Raw genomic sequence first — 16,943 nt, forward strand, 5'->3', positions numbered from 1 at the left:
GGGAGCGCCGCTGTCACGGCGGTCCCGGGCTGTTCCATCCCGTGTCAGAGCCGAGAAGGAGATCCCAGTATGCCCGCACTCGCCCGCGCCTACCCGGAGCCGCCGGCCTCGCCGCTCTGGCACCGCACCGGCCCCCGCCCCCGCCCCCGCCCCCTCACACCCGCCCAGCAGCGCCGCAACCGCGAGCTCCTGCTGCGCGCCCAGCACACCTCACGGCCCCACCCCCGTACCAACACCCGAGACCAGGAGACTCGATGATCCGCAACCTGTTCCGCCGCTGCGCCCCGACGCCCAGCCCCCTCACCGTCGAGGACCAGGCCGCCGTCGACGCGTACCGCGCGATGCTCGCCGCCCTGCGCCACCCCGAACCCTGGAAGCCCGGCTGCGCCCACGACATCGCCCTCAGGGTCGGCCCGTTCATCGAGCGCGCCCACACCCGGCCCGGCGACGACCACGGCGACATCATCGCCGTCGCCCTCCAGCACCCCGGCCGCCAGTACACCCCCTACAGTGCCCACTCCCGCAAGCTCGGCTGGCTGCGCTGCGAGACAGCCAAGATCCTCGGACTGTGGCACCCGTCCTACGCGCTGCTCACCCACGCTGCGGCCGGCCTGGACCTCCCCGACGACGTCGGCATGGAGCCCGCGCACTACGCCGTGTACGTCGAAGCCCGGCGACTCGACCCCCGCCAGGGCTACACCCTGCTCAGGCTCGGCCCGTACACCCAGGCCCAGGACGCCTCCTGGGACGCGGACCGGATCGACGCCGCGCTGGTGGGGCGGGCGACCACAGTTCGCCCCGGGTTCAAGGTCGCAGCGAGGCCTGGACCGTTCGCCGTCAGCGACCACCAGTTGTTCACCGAACGTCCTGACTCAAACGGTCCAGGGCATCTCCGGTTGAGCGCGGCGCCGCCGGGCGCCGCGTCAGTCGGTGTTACGGATGCGAGTGGTCAGGGTACGTCGCCTTCCCAGACCCACGGGCCGTCAGGACGGCTGAACATCGGTCCGTAGGAGGCTCGCCCGCCGGGTCCGTATGCGCTGTGCGGGGTGATCAGGTAACCGCCGACGGTGCGTTCGTCGGCGGTGAGGCCGGTGACGTCCAGGAGCTGCCCGTCCAGCGGGCCGCCGTCGAGTTGGACGTACTCATGGTCGGGGCGGGTGGCGTAGGGGTCGGTGCTGTCGTGGTCGGCCCCATAGACCCGCGGCCGTGTGTGCTCGGTCATCAGCTCAGGCTGCCAGCCGCCCACCGGGGCGCGGCCCCGGTTCAGGCATCCGCTGGTGGTGACCTGCGGGGGAGCGCCCCGCCCCCAGGCGCGGTCTGCTGCTGGGGACGGGGCTCAGCCGTATCGACACCTGCAGCCGGCTCGAAGCCGAACGGGGGTTACGCGGCGGGCTCGTAGGTGACGGTGGTGCCGGAGCAGTCCTCAGCGGTGCCAAGCAGGGCCTGGCGCTCGGCGTCGTCCACGGCGAGGTCCCAACGGAGTTTCGTTGCGACCCAGGTCGCGGCGTAGGTGCAGTGGTATTCCCCGTCGGTGGGCATCCACTGCGCGGGGTCCTTGTCGCTCTTGGACCGGTTGGAGGCGGCGGAGACCGCGATGAGCGTGTCCGGGCTGTCCTGGTCGTTGGCGTAGGCCTCGCGCCGTTCGGCGCTCCACGGTGTCTGCTCGGAGTCGTACACCTCGGCCAGCGGGACGAAGTGGTCGACGTCGAGCTCCCCGGCGTCGCTCACCACGAAGTTGTCGTACGCGCTGCGCCAGGAGCCTCCGGTGAGTTTGCAGCCGGCCGCGACCGAGGGTGCCTCGACGGCCTCGGAGAGGATGACTTCCTTGCAGGTGTTGCAGCCGTCCGAGGCGCTGAGCCCGCGGTTCCAGTGCTTGTACAGGGTCCGCTGGTAGCCCGCCCTGTGCTCTTCGGCGACCGGGAGCCGGTCGATCGCCTCGAACAGTGCCAGCGACCGCCGGGCACCGGGGACACCGTCGGGGGTCTGCGCCGGGGCGTAGGAGGTGAAGGGCTGTTCTTCTGTCGGCAGGGGAGTGCCGGCGGAGGCGGCGGGTGTGGCGAGCAGGGGCAGGGCGGCGAGGGCGAGCGCGGCAGGCCGCGCCGCACACGTCACTCGATCGCGGCACCGGTTCACCTGAAGAAATGGATCACCCGCTGAGACCGCCTGCGAGGACCTCCGTCGGGGGCGACGAGTTCGGGTGAATCGTTCCCTTTGCCCGTGACGGCGGGGGTGGCCAGGCGTGTTGTGCCGCCCATGCAACGAATGATCATCTCTGCTGCCCTGGCCGCTGTCCTCGTCCCTCTGGCTGCCGCTCCTGCGGTGTCCGTTCCCACGACGGCTCGGGCCTACGTCGACAAGCGGGTCAACGCGTGCGCGGGCAGCGGCGGCGGCTGTCGACCGGGGGCTGTGGCCCACTACTGGTACAAGCGTGGCTCCTCGGCCCGTGGGGTGGGCTGGGTGTATGCCTCGCGGGAGGGCGTGCGCTCCGGTACCGCCCGGTGGCTGGTCAAGAAGCCCGGTGGCACCTGGAAGACCGGCGGCGGCTGGAAGCGCGCGGGGCGGGTGGGTGGCACGTTTGTGGAGACGTCCTGGGGCAGGGACGGGCACACGGGCCCGGTGTACCCGCGCGGTACCCGGATCTGCGTGCAGTTCAAGGGCTTGTCCACGAAGGCGTGCGTCTCGCTGAAGTGACCGGGGTGTCTGACTGGCACCCGAAATCGAGCGTGCGATCAAATTTGTGGATGGAGCGCTTCCCCTTCCCCGACGAACTCGTACGAGCCCAGCAGGAAGGGCACGACACCTACCGTGCGCTCGCCCTCCCGCGCCCACGCCGTGCCACCGAGCTCCGCCGCCGCCTGCTCGCCCTGTCCATCCGGATCCACTGGCACCCCTTCTGGTCCACCCCGCCGGCCGCACCCCCGCGGCCCGGGCGGAGCTGCGGCGGCGGGCCGGTGGCGGCCTGCGGACGGAGGGCGTGGCGTGATGCGGCTGCCGGATCCATGCGGCCCCGAGGCGCATAGTTATGCCAGCCGGAACCCGCATCCCAGGCACCATCAGCAAAAGCTCGACAAGAACTTCCTGCAGCGCTCGCACCGGGCTCCGCCCCCATGAGCTCGGTAACCTCACCTGCCAACCCGTCCACTATTGCCGTCGGCACGGCTCATTCACTCCTCCCGCTCGCCGGCTTCCCGGCGGCTCTCCCCGTCGCCGTCCAGCAGCTCGAAGTCCTCATAGGCGAAGCCGGGCGCCACCACACAGGAAACCAGCACCGGCTCGTCGCCCAGCGGCTCGTCGCCCAGCGGCTCGGCGGACTGCCAGTGGCCGGCCGGGACCAGGATCTGCGGGCGCTCGCCGTCCTCCACCAACGCCCCGAGCACCAACTGCTCGGGTGTCTGTCCGGGGCGCTCGCCCGGCCCGCCCAGACAGAGCCGTAGCGACCCGCCCCGGTGCCAGAGCCACAGCTCCTCGGAGCGCACCCGGTGCCAGGCCGAGCTCTCGCCGGGGTGCAGCAGGAAGAAGATGCCGGTGGCGTAGGCCCGGCCCCCCGGATAACCGTCAGGGGTGGCGGCGCCCTCGGTGGCCCAGGTCTCCCGGTACCAGCCGCCCTCCACATGGGGTTGCAGCCCGAGCAGGTCGACGAGGGGGGAGCGGGCCGTAAACGATCGGTTCGGCGCGTCGGTCATTCCTGCATTCTGCGGCGTAGGCCGTCGGCGCCGCCCGCACGGCCGCTCCAGCTTCCACGAGCAGTGCCCACGGTGCGCGGAAACCGGGTCCCGGCTCTGCCTGGCCGGGCTACGCTCTTGCATAGTCCGTGCTGGTAGGGAGTGTGCGGGACAGGTCCCGGTCCCCCGTGACGGAAACCCGCAACCGGCGGTCGCCGTTGTCCGGCGGGTCACGATGGATATGTGGGTTCGCGCTAGGCGCTCTCGCCGCGACCATTGTCAGCCGTCATCCCGCAATGCGGCCCCTTCTTCGAGGTCGCGCAGGTCATGTGCGCGGAAGGACACCCGGAGTATGTCTGCGAGCGTCGCTAGTTCGCTGTGCCCGAGCCGCTGGCCGGCGGTGTGCAGGACCAAGCGGGCGTCGGGGTCGCGGTTCTCAGCGCGCAGGGAGCCGGCCAGGTCGGCAATGCCCTCGGGACGACGGCCCACGGTCGCCTCCTGCAGATAGGGCGCGTCCAGTCCGCGCAGTGCGGCTGAAACCCTGAGCACATCGTGAACCGGGCCTTGCGCGCCGCCTGCGAGGATTTCCCTGGCGAGGCCATGCTGGTCATCGGCATCCAGTAGATGGGCAAGAGCAGCGAAATTCCCCGGTTCCAGCTGTTTGTGGACCATGCCGTGAAGCAGGGAACGGACTTCGGCTATCGGCCAGCTCACGTCGAGGTCTTCTTCATCTGGCGCCAACCTGTCCGAGGCTGCCGCCACGAGCACGGCGGCCAGGTTTCGCACGGGCATCGTTAATAGTGACGCCACCATGACTGGCATCACAGTCTCGACGCCGCCCCTTCGGAGCAGCTCCGCGAAGAACATCAGGAGCTGTACGGGCAGGACCAATTCAGGGACCAGACGTCTGGCCATCGCGATACGCCCGGGCTCGTCAGGGATTGCCGCCAGCACTTGGGCGGCACGCAACGGGTCATCAGCCAGGACGCGCATGCTGGTTTGGTCGCCTGCATCGCGGTGAGGTCGTTCGAGACGAGCCAACTTCTCCTCCAGAGCGATGAGAGCGGCCACCGCCTCGGCGAGTGCTTGCTCTAGTTCCCGTACGCGTGTTTCGAGAGGAACCAGCTTGGCTTCCTCTTCCGCAGCGCGCTCCTCGTCCCCTCCCCGAAGGATTCGCTCACTCCTGGTACGCAGCTCAGCGAGACGCCTGCGGTCTGAGTTGAGCAGGTCCTCTCGCTCGATTGCCCGTCTGACTGCCTGCTCACGCTCCGCACGAAGCCCACGGATACGAAAGGCCGTGCTGTCGGCCTCGCGTTCGGCTCGCACGTACAGCCCGCGCAGAGAGACGATCTCCTGCATCGTGGGCGGCGTCTCCCTTGAGGTCCGGACGGCGGCGATCAGCCGGTCAAGATCCTCCTCGGCGATGCGCTGATTCTTGTTGACAAGGCGAGAAAGGGTGCTGGGATCCATGTGCATGCGGCCCGCGAGCCGCTTGCGGTGCACTCCGTTGAGGAACTCATACAGGCACACCTTGAAGACATGCATAGCGTCCGCGCCCGGGAAATCCGCCGGGTCGGGAGGACGTGGCACCCGGCCGGGCCCCCGCGGCCCACTGAGGCTTGACCCCGCAGGATCATCGGGCCCCCCGGGTCTGCCTGAACCGTCAAAACCTGACATCGGCGTGAGCTTCGGCAGCTCTGGGCCGTCGCACGGCCTGCCCATAGACGAAGACACTCAGCCCCCCGGACCTGGTTTGTTGAATCTTTCACGCCAACAATTCCCTTTATTTATTGACTCATTGAGCAACATCCGGCGGTCTGCTGCCATGTAAATGCCGAACTAGACAGCACACTGCATGACGACCGGAGGCATCATGACCGCTGCACACCCTTCCCGCCGGAGCTTGATTCGAGCTCGCCAGCTTCCGCGTCGCCTCGGCCGGGCCGCATTGTTCGGACTAATCCGCGGCGTGGCCTACGGTTGCGGCACCGCATTGGCTGGGCTGGTTGCATGGTGGATCCAGAACCACGGCTGACAAACAGACCTGAGCGCGCTGACGATAGCTCTTCACAGCTCGCAAAGCGGGCGTGTCGAGGACCGATCCTCAACGTCGCCCGCCCACTCCAGCCCGAGTGCGGCGAGCTGGGCAAGTTTGTCGGCGGTGAGCTTGGCCCTGCGGGTCTTGGAATTCGTGAAAATACCCCCAGCTTGACGGGGTGTTCCTCGCCGTCGACGGCCACGGTTTCGATGTGGGCTCGTGGCACGGTCACGGTGCCGGTGCGGTTCTTGTACTGCTCCAGCGCGAGGACGCCTCGCTCGAACGCCCCGGGCCCGGGCGCTGCTGTCTTCTTGGCCGGTGCTGGGGGCAGGGGTGTCAGCCCGAGGCCTTCCAGCCGCTGCTGCTGCTCGGGGAGCAGGTTTTCCCACACGGTTTGCTCGCGTTGCCGGTTGATCCATGCGCCGCCGTCGCAGCCGTGGACGACGTGCGTGTTGACTGTTGCCTCTGACATCGAGGTGCTGGCCAGGTTCGGCCGCGCGCTCGCCGACCCGATCCGCTGCCGCATCCTGCTCGCCCTGCGCGACGCCCCCGCCTACCCCGCGGACCTCGCCGACGCCCTGGGTATCTCCCGGACCCGGCATGGTGCGTGGCAAACTCACCCTGCTTCAAGCCACTGCCATCACCGACCGATGGGGCGCAGCCCAGTACGGCCGCCTCTCCGGACTCCTCGCAGCACCAGCAACCACAGCGGCAGCACTCGCGCCGTTCGCCGGCGCCGCCCTAGCTGTGCCGCTCAACGGCTACGGACCACTCTTCTTCATCCTCGCTACCGTCTCCGCGGCCGCCGCGCTCATCGCACCGTGGACAGCCACCGACGCCGTACGCCGCCGCCCCGGACCGCGGTAGCCGTGTGCCCTGGGGGTCTTTCTGGTCCTCGGGAGTATGGGGCGCTGCCGTCCGGTCAGCCCTCCAGTAGACAGCGCCGAGCAACCCCTGCCGCCCGACGGCGAGCGATCTGGTCGAGAACTCGTGTACCAGGAGCTTCGCCGTTCCGCAGACCCGGCCCTGGCGGGATTTCCCTCGCCGGTCAGTCCTGATGGGTGTTCCGGAGGATTGGGTCGAGGACCTGCGTGGCGTGTTCCGACTGCTCTTCGAGCCAGTTGCCGAGGTGTTCTCGTACAGCCTGTCTGACGCAGCCGCGTACGTCGGTGTTGCCCAGCAGTTCGTGCGTGGCGCCGAGGTATTCGGGGCGGTCGAGTTTCACCGATACGACTGCCGTGAGGCCTTTGGTGATCCGGTCGGCGCAGGGATCGTCGTCCGCCGCCAGCAGCCCTCGTTCACGCGCGTACGCGGTAACCGCCGCCCTCACCCCGTCCCGGAAGCCGTCCACGTGCGTGCCGCCCTGGCGAGTGGCCCGGCTGTTGGCGAAGCTGCGGATCTGCTCCTGGCCCGAACCGCTCCACAGCATGGCCACCTCCATGGTCCCCGCCATCCGTGGATCCTCGCGCTCGAAGCCGATGATGTCCGGATGGAGGACAGCCCCCGTCTCGGCGTCGAGGGCGGCCACGAAGTCCCGCACTCCGTCCGGAAACCGGAAGCTCACCGCCCGGGCCCCGCCCGCCGGGCGTTCATCGGTCAACGAGATCCCCAGGCCCCGGTTGAGGAAGGCCACTTGCCGGAAACGCTCCGCCAGCATGGCGAATGAGCACCGCGTCGTCTCGAAGATCTCGGTGTCGGGCCAGAAGGCAATGATTGTCTTGCCTCCGGTCATCGACTCCGTGGCGGCGGGCAGGGTGGCCGCGACACCCCGCGCGTACTCCTGGACCCGGCAGGTCCCCCCGCGATGCTCCTCAGCCGTCAGCCTGCTCGACAGGGCGTTGGCTACGAAGAGACCCGCATGGCCGCCATGGCTCACGTGCGCGATGTGCCGACCACCACGCTCATCGGCGGACATGCGGGTCAGCAGGGCCTCAAGACCGCGGCCGCTGGTGTCCCCGTCGGCCGCGAAGGGATCACCAGGCCCATTGTCGACGACCCGCACGCCGCCGTCGTGGGTCAGCGTGACATCGACGGAGCCCTCTCCGCGGCCGGCCAGGACACGGTTCACGGACCAGCCCACGACCTGAAGCACCACTTCGTGCAGCCCGCGTTCGCCGGTCGATCCGACCCACATACCGGGCCGTTTCCGAACGGCTTCCCGCCCCTCCAGCTCCTCGGTCCTGACAGCGTCGTACCCCATTCTTTTCCCACTCATGAAGACCCCTCCCATAGTGCCCGGCAGACCCCCGCAGCCTATGCGAGATCAAGGAAAACACCAGGTCAGAGCTATTCTGACGGAGCTGCAGGCGGGTGCGTGAGAACGTGCCGGGAAGCAACTGGCCCAGGTGCCGCACATCACGCCCAGAACATGTCCGCGGGCCCGGCGAAGCCGCGCACGACTCCCTCCCGGGCGCCCCTGAGGCCCCCAATTCCATCAAGCGACGGGTAGACGAGCGCGTGCAGCGCCTGGGCGAGAACTCGTCCGCCAGGAACTTCGTCGTTCCGTATGCGTGTCCACTCGTGGTCAGTGCCGCGAGATGGGCAAGAGCTCCTTCATGAGGGTTGCCGCGTCGGGAATCTGGGATCCCTCGACCCGATGGTTGCGGGTCAGGCCGCCCAGTCCAGTCCGAGGGTGGCGAGCTGGGCGAGCAGGAATCAGCGAGTGCCTACCATGGTTGACACTAACTGATCGAGTGTCTACCTTGGTACGCACAGGTCGGCGAAGTCGACCATCAACGCGCCGTGGAGGCACCGTGCAGACCGTCACCGCAGAAGAGGTCACCGGCATCACGCGGGAGGACGTCGTCATCGCTGAGGAGCGAACCTGGATCGACGAGTCCTACAGCCGTGGGACCACCGGCGCCGGCCAGGAAATCGTCATCATCGAGTCGGTCAACGGCGGCACCGAGTTCTTCACTGTCGACACCGAGACGGATGCCCAGCGCTGGATGCTGCACCAGATGGCAGAGAGCATGCGTGGCACGGAAGAGCCCACGACCGACATCACGTTCTCCTGGCCGGCCAACCGCCTGGACGTGGACTTCGCAGCAACACGGGCCGACTCGCGGACCGGCGCCTACTACAGCGTTGTTCGCGTCGGTGACCGCATCGAGATCGAGGAGCACGACGATGCGGAGAGCGCCCTCGTCTCTGCCACCCAGGGCGCCATCGATCTGGCCCACGCGCTCAACGAGGGCGGCGACGACGTGAAGCAGCTCGGAGCCCCGCACATCCTGGCCCGCGCCTACGAAGCGCGGGCCAGGATGTGGCGCACGATCGCAGGTGGTCGCATGCGAGCTGCCAAGCACGAAGGCATCATCGGGCGCGCCGGGCAGATCACGGCAACTGATCTCGCGGTGAACCTCGGGGGATCCCGCGCCCTCGTGAACAAGATTCTCGCCGGTGAAGACTGGATGTGAGATCACCGCAGGAAACCGGAATTGCCGGGGCGGAACGGTCCGCAGCCCGCCCCGCTGGCCGCGCGGTCGTGGGCAGCGCGGGGCACCGCCGGGACGTAAAAGGCCGGCACCCTCAGTCCGCCCACGGGGGTGAGACGGGTGGCACGGGTACCGGCCGCAAGGCAACCACCCCGAAAGGGGGCCCACCCGCAGCGTACCGCCCACCGGCCCAGGTTCAGGGCCGCTACCGTCGTTCGACACAGAGTTCTGGAGGAGCACCCCCGTGATCAGAGCAGGCCGTCACCACCTCGTGCGCACCCTGGCGGACCTCGCCGCGCAACAAGGGGTCGGCATCGACCACTACACCCGCCTCAAGCCCTACGCGGCCGGGGGTTTCCCGAAGCCGATCAGCTCGAAGGGCTCCCGTACGCGGCTGTACGACGGCGAGCAGGTCGACGCCTACCTCCTCGGCAAGCCGGTCCCCCCGCTCCCGGAGGAAGACGACGACAACGACCTCCTGGACCGCCGCGAGTGCGCGGCCCTGATCGGGGTGGCCCCGGACTCCTGGAAGACGTACAAGAACGACCCCGCCCTCACCAAGGCCCGGGTCGAGGCAGGCGGGGTCGAGCACTGGCCCCGCCGCGCGGTCCGCGCCTTCCAGGAAAGCCGCCCCGGCGACGCCGCGCCCCGGACCGGCCGGCCCCGGCACACCGGGGACCAGGTCCCGCGCGACCAGGTCCCCGCACGCGTCGCCGAGCTGCTCGACGCCGACCCCACCATCAGCGCCGCCACCGTCACCGCCCGCCTCGGTGTCCACCGCAACACCGGGCAGGACGCCCTGACCCGGCTGCGCGCCGACCGCATCGCCGACCGCATCGAGGCCGACCCGGACCTGACGCCCGCCGCGGCCGCCGCCCAACTCGGCTACCCCGCCGGACAGGCCCGCCGCGCCACCGCACGCGCCGGAACCGTCCTGCGCGCCCGCCGCGCCGCCCCGTACCTGGCCGACGTCGCCGCCGCCCTGCACCGCGCCGGCTGGACCACCACCGAGGCCGCGCCCGATGTCCAGCACCCTGGCGACGATCACGTGGTGGCCGTGCTCGTGCTCGACGCCGACCAGGCCCCGGCGGTCGCGCTCGTGTGGGACGAGCGGCACGGGTGGCGCACCGCGATCTCCCGCCGGCACCCGCTCGCCCGGGGCGCGACCGTACCGTCGGAGGGCGACGGCGTGCGCTACCTCGCCACGGGCACCACACCCTCACCCGACGCCCTGGTCGCTGCTCTCAGCGCCTCGTAACCCCGCCACACCCCGAAGGGCCCCGCCGAGCGCTCCGCGCTCACACCCGAGGGGGCCGGGCCGCCGGTCCGTCATCTGGCTCTGTTCACGCGTTTCGGTTCTGGCTCAACTTCTGTGAAACCACCCCGGCCGGGCTCGTGCCCACTCCTCAGCAAGCCTCCGGCCTGCCGGTTCCTTTCGGTCGCCGATCTCGGACGCCGAGGACCGGCTCGACTTCACAGAAGTTGTGCCAGAACCCGAGTATGGACAGCGAATGTTCACCACTGTGGGAGGCACCCGACATTCGAACAGCCTGTGACCTGGGACCCGTCAGCACGGGCGTTCAGTCCCACCAGTCGTGGCCGCTGTGCCAGCGCTGCACCCATTCCTCGAAGCCCCATGCCTGGTCGCCGGGCACCGGGATGGCGCCCACGTCCGCGATCATCCACACCTCGCCGCGGCGGGGGCCTGTGGTCAGCAGGAGCCAGAACGACGGTCCGTCCTCGGCCCCGAGAACGATGGACCCCTTGATGAATGCGGCGTTGATCCGGGGGTCCTCGGGGTCGACACCCTCGTCGTCCTCCCAGGGCCAGGCCGCTTCCAGAGGGAACGGTTCGCCCGGCTGCCGCGGGCCGAGGCCGGGCCACGTGTCGGGCAGCCAGCCGAGCGGCTGGAGACCGCCATCGCCGGCGGGACCAAGGCTGGAGCCGTTGCTGATCTCCGCGATGAACGTCCTGTACGGCTCCGGGAGAACCACCTGGTTCTCCTGCTCCCACTCCGCGACGGCTTCATGCCCGAGCGCCGGCTCACGCCACTCCGGCGGAAACGCGGAGCGCAGGAAGTCGAGAGTGGCTTCGGCGGGACGCTGATCACGTGTGTCTGTCACGACAGCATGCTGGCACAAGGGGCTGACAGCCCATCGCGGCTGCCCCACTCGCTGTGCTGCCCAGGCCATGAAAATCGAACAGAGCTGAAAGGAGGTGGCTCCCGAAGTGGTGAACATTCGCTGTCCGTACTTGGGTTCTGGCACAACTTCTGTGAAGTCGAGCCGATCCTCGGCGTCCGAGATCGGCGACTGAAAGGAACCGGCAGGCCGGAGGCTTGCTGAGGAGTGGGCACGAGCCCGGCCGGGGTGGTTTCACAGAAGTTGAGCCAGAACCCGCGTTTCGACAGCGGTTGTTCACCATCTCGGGAGGCAGCCAGATCAGCTCTGGCGCGATGTTCACGAGAACGGGAGGCACTCTCATGAACCTTCCCGTCGGCATGGTCGTGATAGGCGCCCGCTGGCCGCGCGCGCGAGTCAGCGCGGGCCCCCTAGGCTGGTCTGATGTTCGATCGCTTGGAGATCAGGGTGTTGCCGCCGGGACCTCGGTTCCCTGCCCAGTTGCGGTTCTGGGTCAACGGCGAGGACGTGGTTGAAGAGACGGTCGGTGAAGGTGGCCGCGGACCGTACGCGGCTGATGCACTGCCAGCCGGCCACCCCAGCCCTCTCCGGGCGACCGGCGAGGCTCGTCTCCTGGAACTGGGGGGACCGGACTGCACGGGTGGCTGCTGCGGCTTCCTGACCGTGGTCGTGCAGCGGTGCGGGGAGATCGTGCAGTGGTCGGACTGGGAGGTTCCGTGGGGGGCGCACACCGAGATGCCCTATCCCCCGCCGGAACTCCACTTCGATGCGAGTCAGTACGACGCCGAAGTGACTCGTGCTGAGGCCGACCGTTGGTGGCAGGCGTACTCGTAGCTCAGCACAGCGCGACCCCGCCCGGCTGGGGCTCTACCGGCCTCGCTTCCTTGGTCAACGGGTAACGCCCCAGCAGGCTCAGGTGCTGTCGAGACTTCGTGGACAGAGCCAGCCAGCCATCGAACTCGACGCCAGCCTCCCAGCGGTCTACGCCGCCGCGTATTGGTGCGCACGTCCGCCCCGCCACTCCACCCACTCCGGCTGGTCCAGCAACTGCTCCGCGTCCGGGAGCCCGGCCCGGCGCAGGAACTCGACGACGTCCTGGTCGTCGTAGGCGAGCCCGGCGATCTGTCCTCGGATGGTGACCCGCCGGCCACCAGTGGGGGAGAGGCGGTGGATGACTATCGGCGTGCTCATCTCTCCAGGGTGCGACTCGTCGTCAGCCGCGGCATGCCGGGCGCGGCACGCAGGCGTCCGGATGCTCCTCAGAACACTCCTGCGCCCACTCCGGAGGAACGGGGCGCAGCAGGGTACGGAGGGCGCGGCGACACCGTGGCTGAGCGGGCGCAGCAAGGCACGAAGGGCGGTGGGAGCCTGACGGCTCGGGCGCACCGGGCCTAACGGCACGTTCACTCTTTGAGTGGGGCGGGGGCGGGGGGTTGACGCGCCGCCGCGCGCAGGGGTGATCCGCTGCGCTCCTCACCCCTGCGCGGCGTGCCCGGTCCGCTCCGCTCCCCGGACCGAGCGCTCCGCGCTCTCACGCCCGAGGATGCCGGGGCCGCCGGTCCGCTCCGCTCCCCGGCCGCGCGCTCCGCGCGCTCGACCCCACCACCCTCCCCGCCGGGTCCGCTCCGCTCCCCACGGCGGGACCGTCCGGCCGAGCGGGGTGGCGCTCCGCGCCACCCCGAGCGCTCCGCGCTGCCGGACGGTACCCATGCCGCTACGCGGCACGGGCGCGGCACCCCGACAACCCCCCGCCCCCGCCCCACTCGTATGGGTTGACCTGCGGAAACGCCCCGAAAAACACCCCGGATGTCGGCATAGCGGGATACACTTTTCTTGTTGGTCGGCAGTGGCAGCCGACCACGCAAGGCAACCCCCTACCCACACCCAAGGGAGACCCATGTCCGAGCAGCCCACCCCCACCGCGACCGCGCACGTCACCGCGCCCTACGGCCCGCTCGCCGACGCCCTCACGATCGCCGAGTTCGGCACCGTGTGCGCCCCGACCCCGGCCCAGTCCTGCGTGCTCATCGAGGCCGACGACACCGGCCTGACCCTGCGCACCCACGACTGGGAGACCGCCGTCTCCGTCACCGTGCCCGACGCGACCGTCACCCGGGCCGGGGCCTCACTGCTCCCGCTCGCCCAGCTCAAGAAGACGCTGACCGCGATGGTCGCCGGAGAGACCAAGGCGACCGCAGCCCGCACCACGGTCACCCTGACCGGAGACCTCCTGACCACCGACCACCTCACCGTCCCGGTCACCGCGCCCCCCGTGGGCGAGTTCGCCCCAGCGAAGAAGCCCGCGCCCACCGCCGCCCACCTCGACGCCCAGGAGCTCTACCGCCAGCTCCAGCGCGTCCTCCCGGCCGCCGGAAAAGACGACACCCTCCCCATGCTGACGGGCGTACAGATGACCCTGACGGGCCAGACGCTCAACCTCTCGGCCACCGACCGCTACCGCTTCGCCGTCGCCGACGTCCCCGCCACCCCGCACCCCGACCACCCGGCGACCGCCGCCGACCACACCCTGACAACGCTCATTCCCGCCAGCGTCCTGACCCGCCTCTCCAAGTACCTCAAGACCTGCACCGGCCCCGTCGCCATCGCGTTCGGAACCCCCGAACTCACCCTGACCGTGGGCGACACCACCCTCACCATCCAGCCACTCCACGGGAACCTGCCCCGCTACGGTGCCCTGTTCCCCACCACGGTGGACACCTCCCTCACCCTGGACCGGGCCACCGCTCAGCGGGCCCTGAAGAAGTGCGCCGCCCTGATCGCTGCGTCGGGCGAGCGGGGCAGCCCGGTCACCCTCCGGTGGAACGACGACGGCATCCTCACCCTGGCCCCGCGCATCGGGGAGCCGGACGACCTGGCCCGCATCAAGGGCATGACCCTGGCGTTCACCACGCTCGCCGGAACCACCCCCAAGGCGCGCGAGGTCCACTCCAACCCCGCACTCCTCAAGGACGCCCTGGAGGCGTTCGCCGGAACAGACACCGTCACGCTCCACCTCCGCGACCTGAAGGAAGGCAGCACCAACGTCCCGCCGCTCCTGCTCACCACGGGCACCCACCCCACCGGCGAGGACTACCGCCACCTCCTGATGCCCGTACGCGTCTCCTGACGCCCCCCACACGGCCCTAGCAGCCGACCCGGGCGGCGCAGCCCGACCACCACGGCCGCGCCGCCCCCACAACCCCTCACCGGGCCGGACAGCCACGGCCCGCCCACAACCCGAGGAATCCTGATGCCCGAGCACAACGACCACCAGACCGTCGCCATCACCGAGCCGCCCCAGAACCCGCCCGCGCTCCGCATGGGCTTCCCCGCGCCCGGCGTCGAATACCCCTTCAGCGTCGGGGACATCGCCTACGCCACCGCCCGACGTCTCGGCCCCGGCTGGAATGCCGACGCGGGCTACTGGGGCACCACCGGCTCCCTCTGGGGCCCCTACACCGCGTGCTTCACGCTCCTGATCGACGTCGAAGGCGATCTGTGCATGGCCTACGACGTCGCCGCATCAGACGAGTGGCCCGACACCCCTCAGCTCCCGCGCGGCGTCCAGGAGTTCCCCGCCGGCCTTTTCCTCCCCGAGGCATGCGTCACCGACGGACTCGACCGCATCGCCGACCAGCTCGCCGCCGCCGTACGCGCCATTACCGGCACCTGACCACCGGGCGCAGCGCCGCACAAAGGGCGCAGCGGGGTCGTGGTGGCTGAGCGGGGCGCAGCAAAGCACGACGGGCCCGGCGGACCAGGGCGCAGCAAGGCGCGGCCGAGCCGGAAGACCTGACGCACACCCATATGCGCGATCCCCGGCGGCGGGCGCTCGACGCGCCGCCGCGTGCGGGGTGATCCGCTGCGCTCCTCACCCCGCAGGGCGTGCCCGGCCGCTCCGCGCCCGGACCGAGCGCTCCGCGCTCTCACGCCCGAGAAACCCGGCCCGCCGGACCGCTCCGCGCTCCGGCCGCGCGCTCCGCGCACTCGAACCGGCCCCCTCGACGTTCGGCAGCGCTCCGCACTCCCGAACGTTCCCCAGCCGCTGCGCGGCAGGGGAGCGGCGACCCGCCAAGCGCCCGCCGCCGGGCACCACCCATATGGGTTGACCTGCGGAAACGCCCCGAAAACAACCCTGTGTATCGGCATAGCGCGATACACTTTTCTTGTTGGTCGGCAGTGGCAGCCGACCGCGCAAGGCAACCCACCCATCCCGCGAAAGGGACCCAATGATCACCGAACAGAAGAACAATCATGCCCTCATTCTCCGTACCACCGGAGAATTCGAAATCATCGACTGGCCCGCAACCGGCGCACGCGGACACCTCGAAACCCTTTACCGCGCGATTGACTGCCACGCCGTTGATGCCGTCGACATCTCGCCGACGCTCACCATGTGGCTCAACGACGAGGGACTGATTACCGGAGCCCCGGTCAACCGCTCCGCAACAATTCTCTACGCCCTCCACAACGAGCCTATCCAGCACTACGTAGGAAACGTCGTCATCACCGGAGGAACCGACCGGCACGGCGAAACTCTCGGACTCAACAAAGACGAAATCGCGGCACTCGTCGAACTCCACCTGACGTTTATCCCCGTCACGGTCCCCGGAATGCGCGACCGGCGCAGCAGCTAGGTACCCAGCCGGGCGGCGGGAAATTCCCGCCGCCCCACCCGCCCAAAGCCAACAGACAGAAAAGGGGAAACAACAATGGGTACTCTGCTTCAGGTTCCGAGCGACCGCGACCGCAACCGGGCACTGGACATCTTCGACCGAGTAACCGACAAGGCAGGAATCGGCAGCCACGCCCTTACACTTGGCGTAACCGGCATTGGCGGAACCGCCATTGCGCTGTTTCCCTTCGTGCAGGACGACGAAGGAATGGCAGCCAATGGCAGCGACCTGTACGTGTTCTGTGACCTGCTCGCCATCGCCCTATCAGGCGCACACCCCAGCGGCCTCCTCCTCCGCACCATGGGACAGCCCCAGACCGTATGCGGCTGGCGCTTCACCGACGGCGACCCGCTGCCCCTCACCCGCGCCGAGGCATTCGACGCCTACACCATCCACCCGGACACTGACGGGCCCCTCATCCCTCTCCCGGGCACGGAATACGCCGACGCCCCCGTAATCCACATCTAACCCCCACAGGGGCGGGGGAAAGCCCCCTGCCCCCTCCTGTGGTGTTCTTGCTTGACGTGCCTGCGCAGGTTGGTTGAGTACTGCGCAGGTTCACTGATTCACGACAGGAATCCCCGGTGGGGATGGCGCAGAAACCCAGACCCTACCCAGGTACCCAAGTGATGCAGCGTGGGCGTAGCCTGAGTCCAGTTCTTAGCTACCACCGAAAATGATGCACGCGCATCCCGCCCGACCCGGGCACCCTCCCCTCTTGCTGCCGTCTTTGTCTGTGACAGCCATCAGTGGACCTAAGGGGTGAGGCAGGTGGAGCCCCCGAAACTCCTCCACGCGCCATGGACACATGGCCGGAGCCTGACCGTAGGTCAGGTGACGGATCACCACCCGGGCGGCACCCGCTGATCCGGCGTCAGCCGCAAGGCAAGACGGGGCGTGAATTCCGGAGGAATTCATAAACAATTCCGGAGGAATTGTTTAAAAGCCCGTAGGGCTTTATCATCTTTACGACCCGTAGGGTCGTGCGT

Annotated in this window: 18 protein-coding genes and 2 pseudogenes; 12 read left to right on the forward strand and 8 right to left on the reverse strand. The window is 69.3% G+C overall.

Translation table 11 applies throughout. The features are described from left to right. Nucleotides 1-69 precede the first annotated feature (69 nt). Both OG379_RS41345 and OG379_RS41350 read left to right on the forward strand, forming a co-directional pair. Complete coding sequence (locus OG379_RS41345; protein WP_331735637.1) at nucleotides 70-258, forward strand: hypothetical protein; 189 nt, start codon at nucleotides 70-72, stop codon at nucleotides 256-258. Continuing rightward, entirely contained in the window at nucleotides 255-1,010 is a 756-nt protein-coding gene (locus tag OG379_RS41350) for a hypothetical protein (protein WP_331735640.1), read from the forward strand. The genes OG379_RS41345 and OG379_RS41350 overlap by 4 nt, the downstream gene beginning before the upstream one ends. Here the strand turns inward: OG379_RS41350 and OG379_RS41355 are convergent. Together OG379_RS41355 and OG379_RS41360 are read right to left on the reverse strand one after the other, a co-directional pair. Beyond that, complete coding sequence (locus OG379_RS41355; protein ID WP_331735643.1) at nucleotides 950-1,222, reverse strand: hypothetical protein; 273 nt, start codon at nucleotides 1,220-1,222, stop codon at nucleotides 950-952. The two genes, OG379_RS41350 and OG379_RS41355, sit on opposite strands and share 61 nt — an antisense overlap. A gap of 158 nt (nucleotides 1,223-1,380) precedes the next feature. After that, complete coding sequence (locus OG379_RS41360; protein ID WP_331735646.1) at nucleotides 1,381-2,112, reverse strand: HNH endonuclease family protein; 732 nt, start codon at nucleotides 2,110-2,112, stop codon at nucleotides 1,381-1,383. Between the two features lie 150 nt (nucleotides 2,113-2,262). On the opposite strand from OG379_RS41360, the gene OG379_RS41365 reads away from it, so the two are divergent. Then, nucleotides 2,263-2,691 (forward strand): hypothetical protein, encoded by a 429-nt coding sequence (locus tag OG379_RS41365; RefSeq protein ID WP_331735649.1) that lies wholly within the window; start codon nucleotides 2,263-2,265, stop codon nucleotides 2,689-2,691. 38 nt (nucleotides 2,692-2,729) lie between these two features. Here OG379_RS41365 and OG379_RS41370 read toward each other — a convergent pair whose 3' ends face one another. The 3 genes from OG379_RS41370 to OG379_RS41380 all read right to left on the reverse strand — a co-directional run bounded on the left by OG379_RS41370 (nucleotide 2,730) and on the right by OG379_RS41380 (nucleotide 5,207). Then, the gene (locus tag OG379_RS41370) at nucleotides 2,730-2,882 is read right to left on the reverse strand and encodes a hypothetical protein (protein ID WP_405669059.1); all 153 of its coding nucleotides are present in this window, start codon (nucleotides 2,880-2,882) and stop codon (nucleotides 2,730-2,732) included. 282 nt (nucleotides 2,883-3,164) lie between these two features. Next, nucleotides 3,165-3,683 carry a cupin domain-containing protein gene (locus OG379_RS41375; RefSeq protein ID WP_331735652.1) on the reverse strand — a complete coding sequence of 173 codons (519 nt, stop codon included), beginning with the start codon at nucleotides 3,681-3,683 and terminating at the stop codon, nucleotides 3,165-3,167. 258 nt (nucleotides 3,684-3,941) lie between these two features. Next, complete coding sequence (locus OG379_RS41380; protein ID WP_331735655.1) at nucleotides 3,942-5,207, reverse strand: hypothetical protein; 1,266 nt, start codon at nucleotides 5,205-5,207, stop codon at nucleotides 3,942-3,944. Between the two features lie 942 nt (nucleotides 5,208-6,149). On the opposite strand from OG379_RS41380, the pseudogene OG379_RS41385 reads away from it, so the two are divergent. Both OG379_RS41385 and OG379_RS41390 read left to right on the forward strand, forming a co-directional pair. Beyond that, nucleotides 6,150-6,299 (forward strand): annotated as a pseudogene (locus OG379_RS41385) (helix-turn-helix domain-containing protein); the annotation flags it as partial. After that, nucleotides 6,283-6,567 (forward strand): annotated as a pseudogene (locus OG379_RS41390) (MFS transporter); the annotation flags it as partial. The pseudogenes OG379_RS41385 and OG379_RS41390, both read left to right, overlap by 17 nt. Before the next feature lie 181 nt (nucleotides 6,568-6,748). On the opposite strand, the gene OG379_RS41395 reads toward OG379_RS41390, so the two are convergent. Further along, a complete protein-coding gene (locus OG379_RS41395) occupies nucleotides 6,749-7,915 on the reverse strand; it encodes a DNA gyrase subunit B (protein ID WP_331734911.1) in 1,167 nt (388 codons plus the stop codon). 538 nt (nucleotides 7,916-8,453) lie between these two features. On the opposite strand from OG379_RS41395, the gene OG379_RS41400 reads away from it, so the two are divergent. Further along, on the forward strand, nucleotides 8,454-9,119 hold the full coding sequence (locus OG379_RS41400) for a hypothetical protein (protein WP_331734910.1): 666 nt from the start codon (nucleotides 8,454-8,456) through the stop codon (nucleotides 9,117-9,119). A gap of 262 nt (nucleotides 9,120-9,381) precedes the next feature. Beyond that, the gene (locus OG379_RS41405) at nucleotides 9,382-10,395 is read left to right on the forward strand and encodes a DUF6292 family protein (RefSeq protein WP_405668887.1); all 1,014 of its coding nucleotides are present in this window, start codon (nucleotides 9,382-9,384) and stop codon (nucleotides 10,393-10,395) included. A gap of 322 nt (nucleotides 10,396-10,717) precedes the next feature. Here OG379_RS41405 and OG379_RS41410 read toward each other — a convergent pair whose 3' ends face one another. Beyond that, a complete protein-coding gene (locus OG379_RS41410; RefSeq protein WP_405668885.1) occupies nucleotides 10,718-11,260 on the reverse strand; it encodes an SMI1/KNR4 family protein in 543 nt (180 codons plus the stop codon). Nucleotides 11,261-11,701: 441 nt separating this feature from the next. Between OG379_RS41410 and OG379_RS41415 the strand changes: the two genes are divergently transcribed. Beyond that, nucleotides 11,702-12,112, forward strand: coding sequence for a hypothetical protein (locus OG379_RS41415; protein ID WP_331734907.1), 411 nt, complete (start codon nucleotides 11,702-11,704; stop codon nucleotides 12,110-12,112). Nucleotides 12,113-12,259: 147 nt separating this feature from the next. On the opposite strand, the gene OG379_RS41420 is transcribed toward OG379_RS41415, so the two are convergent. Continuing rightward, nucleotides 12,260-12,469, reverse strand: a complete 210-nt coding sequence (locus OG379_RS41420; RefSeq protein ID WP_331734906.1) for a hypothetical protein — start codon at nucleotides 12,467-12,469, stop codon at nucleotides 12,260-12,262. A 706-nt stretch (nucleotides 12,470-13,175) separates the two neighbouring features. Here OG379_RS41420 and OG379_RS41425 point away from each other — a divergent pair. The 4 genes from OG379_RS41425 to OG379_RS41440 all read left to right on the forward strand — a co-directional run bounded on the left by OG379_RS41425 (nucleotide 13,176) and on the right by OG379_RS41440 (nucleotide 16,422). Further along, nucleotides 13,176-14,405 (forward strand): DNA polymerase III subunit beta, encoded by a 1,230-nt coding sequence (locus OG379_RS41425; protein WP_331734905.1) that lies wholly within the window; start codon nucleotides 13,176-13,178, stop codon nucleotides 14,403-14,405. A gap of 123 nt (nucleotides 14,406-14,528) precedes the next feature. Further along, nucleotides 14,529-14,951, forward strand: coding sequence for a hypothetical protein (locus OG379_RS41430; RefSeq protein WP_331734904.1), 423 nt, complete (start codon nucleotides 14,529-14,531; stop codon nucleotides 14,949-14,951). Nucleotides 14,952-15,507: 556 nt separating this feature from the next. After that, nucleotides 15,508-15,915 (forward strand): DUF3846 domain-containing protein, encoded by a 408-nt coding sequence (locus OG379_RS41435; protein WP_331734903.1) that lies wholly within the window; start codon nucleotides 15,508-15,510, stop codon nucleotides 15,913-15,915. Between the two features lie 75 nt (nucleotides 15,916-15,990). After that, nucleotides 15,991-16,422, forward strand: a complete 432-nt coding sequence (locus OG379_RS41440; RefSeq protein WP_331734902.1) for a hypothetical protein — start codon at nucleotides 15,991-15,993, stop codon at nucleotides 16,420-16,422. The last annotated feature ends 521 nt before the right edge of the window (nucleotides 16,423-16,943 follow it).

Source organism: Streptomyces sp. NBC_01166 (genome assembly GCF_045039765.1).
Taxonomy (GTDB): domain Bacteria; phylum Actinomycetota; class Actinomycetes; order Streptomycetales; family Streptomycetaceae; genus Streptomyces.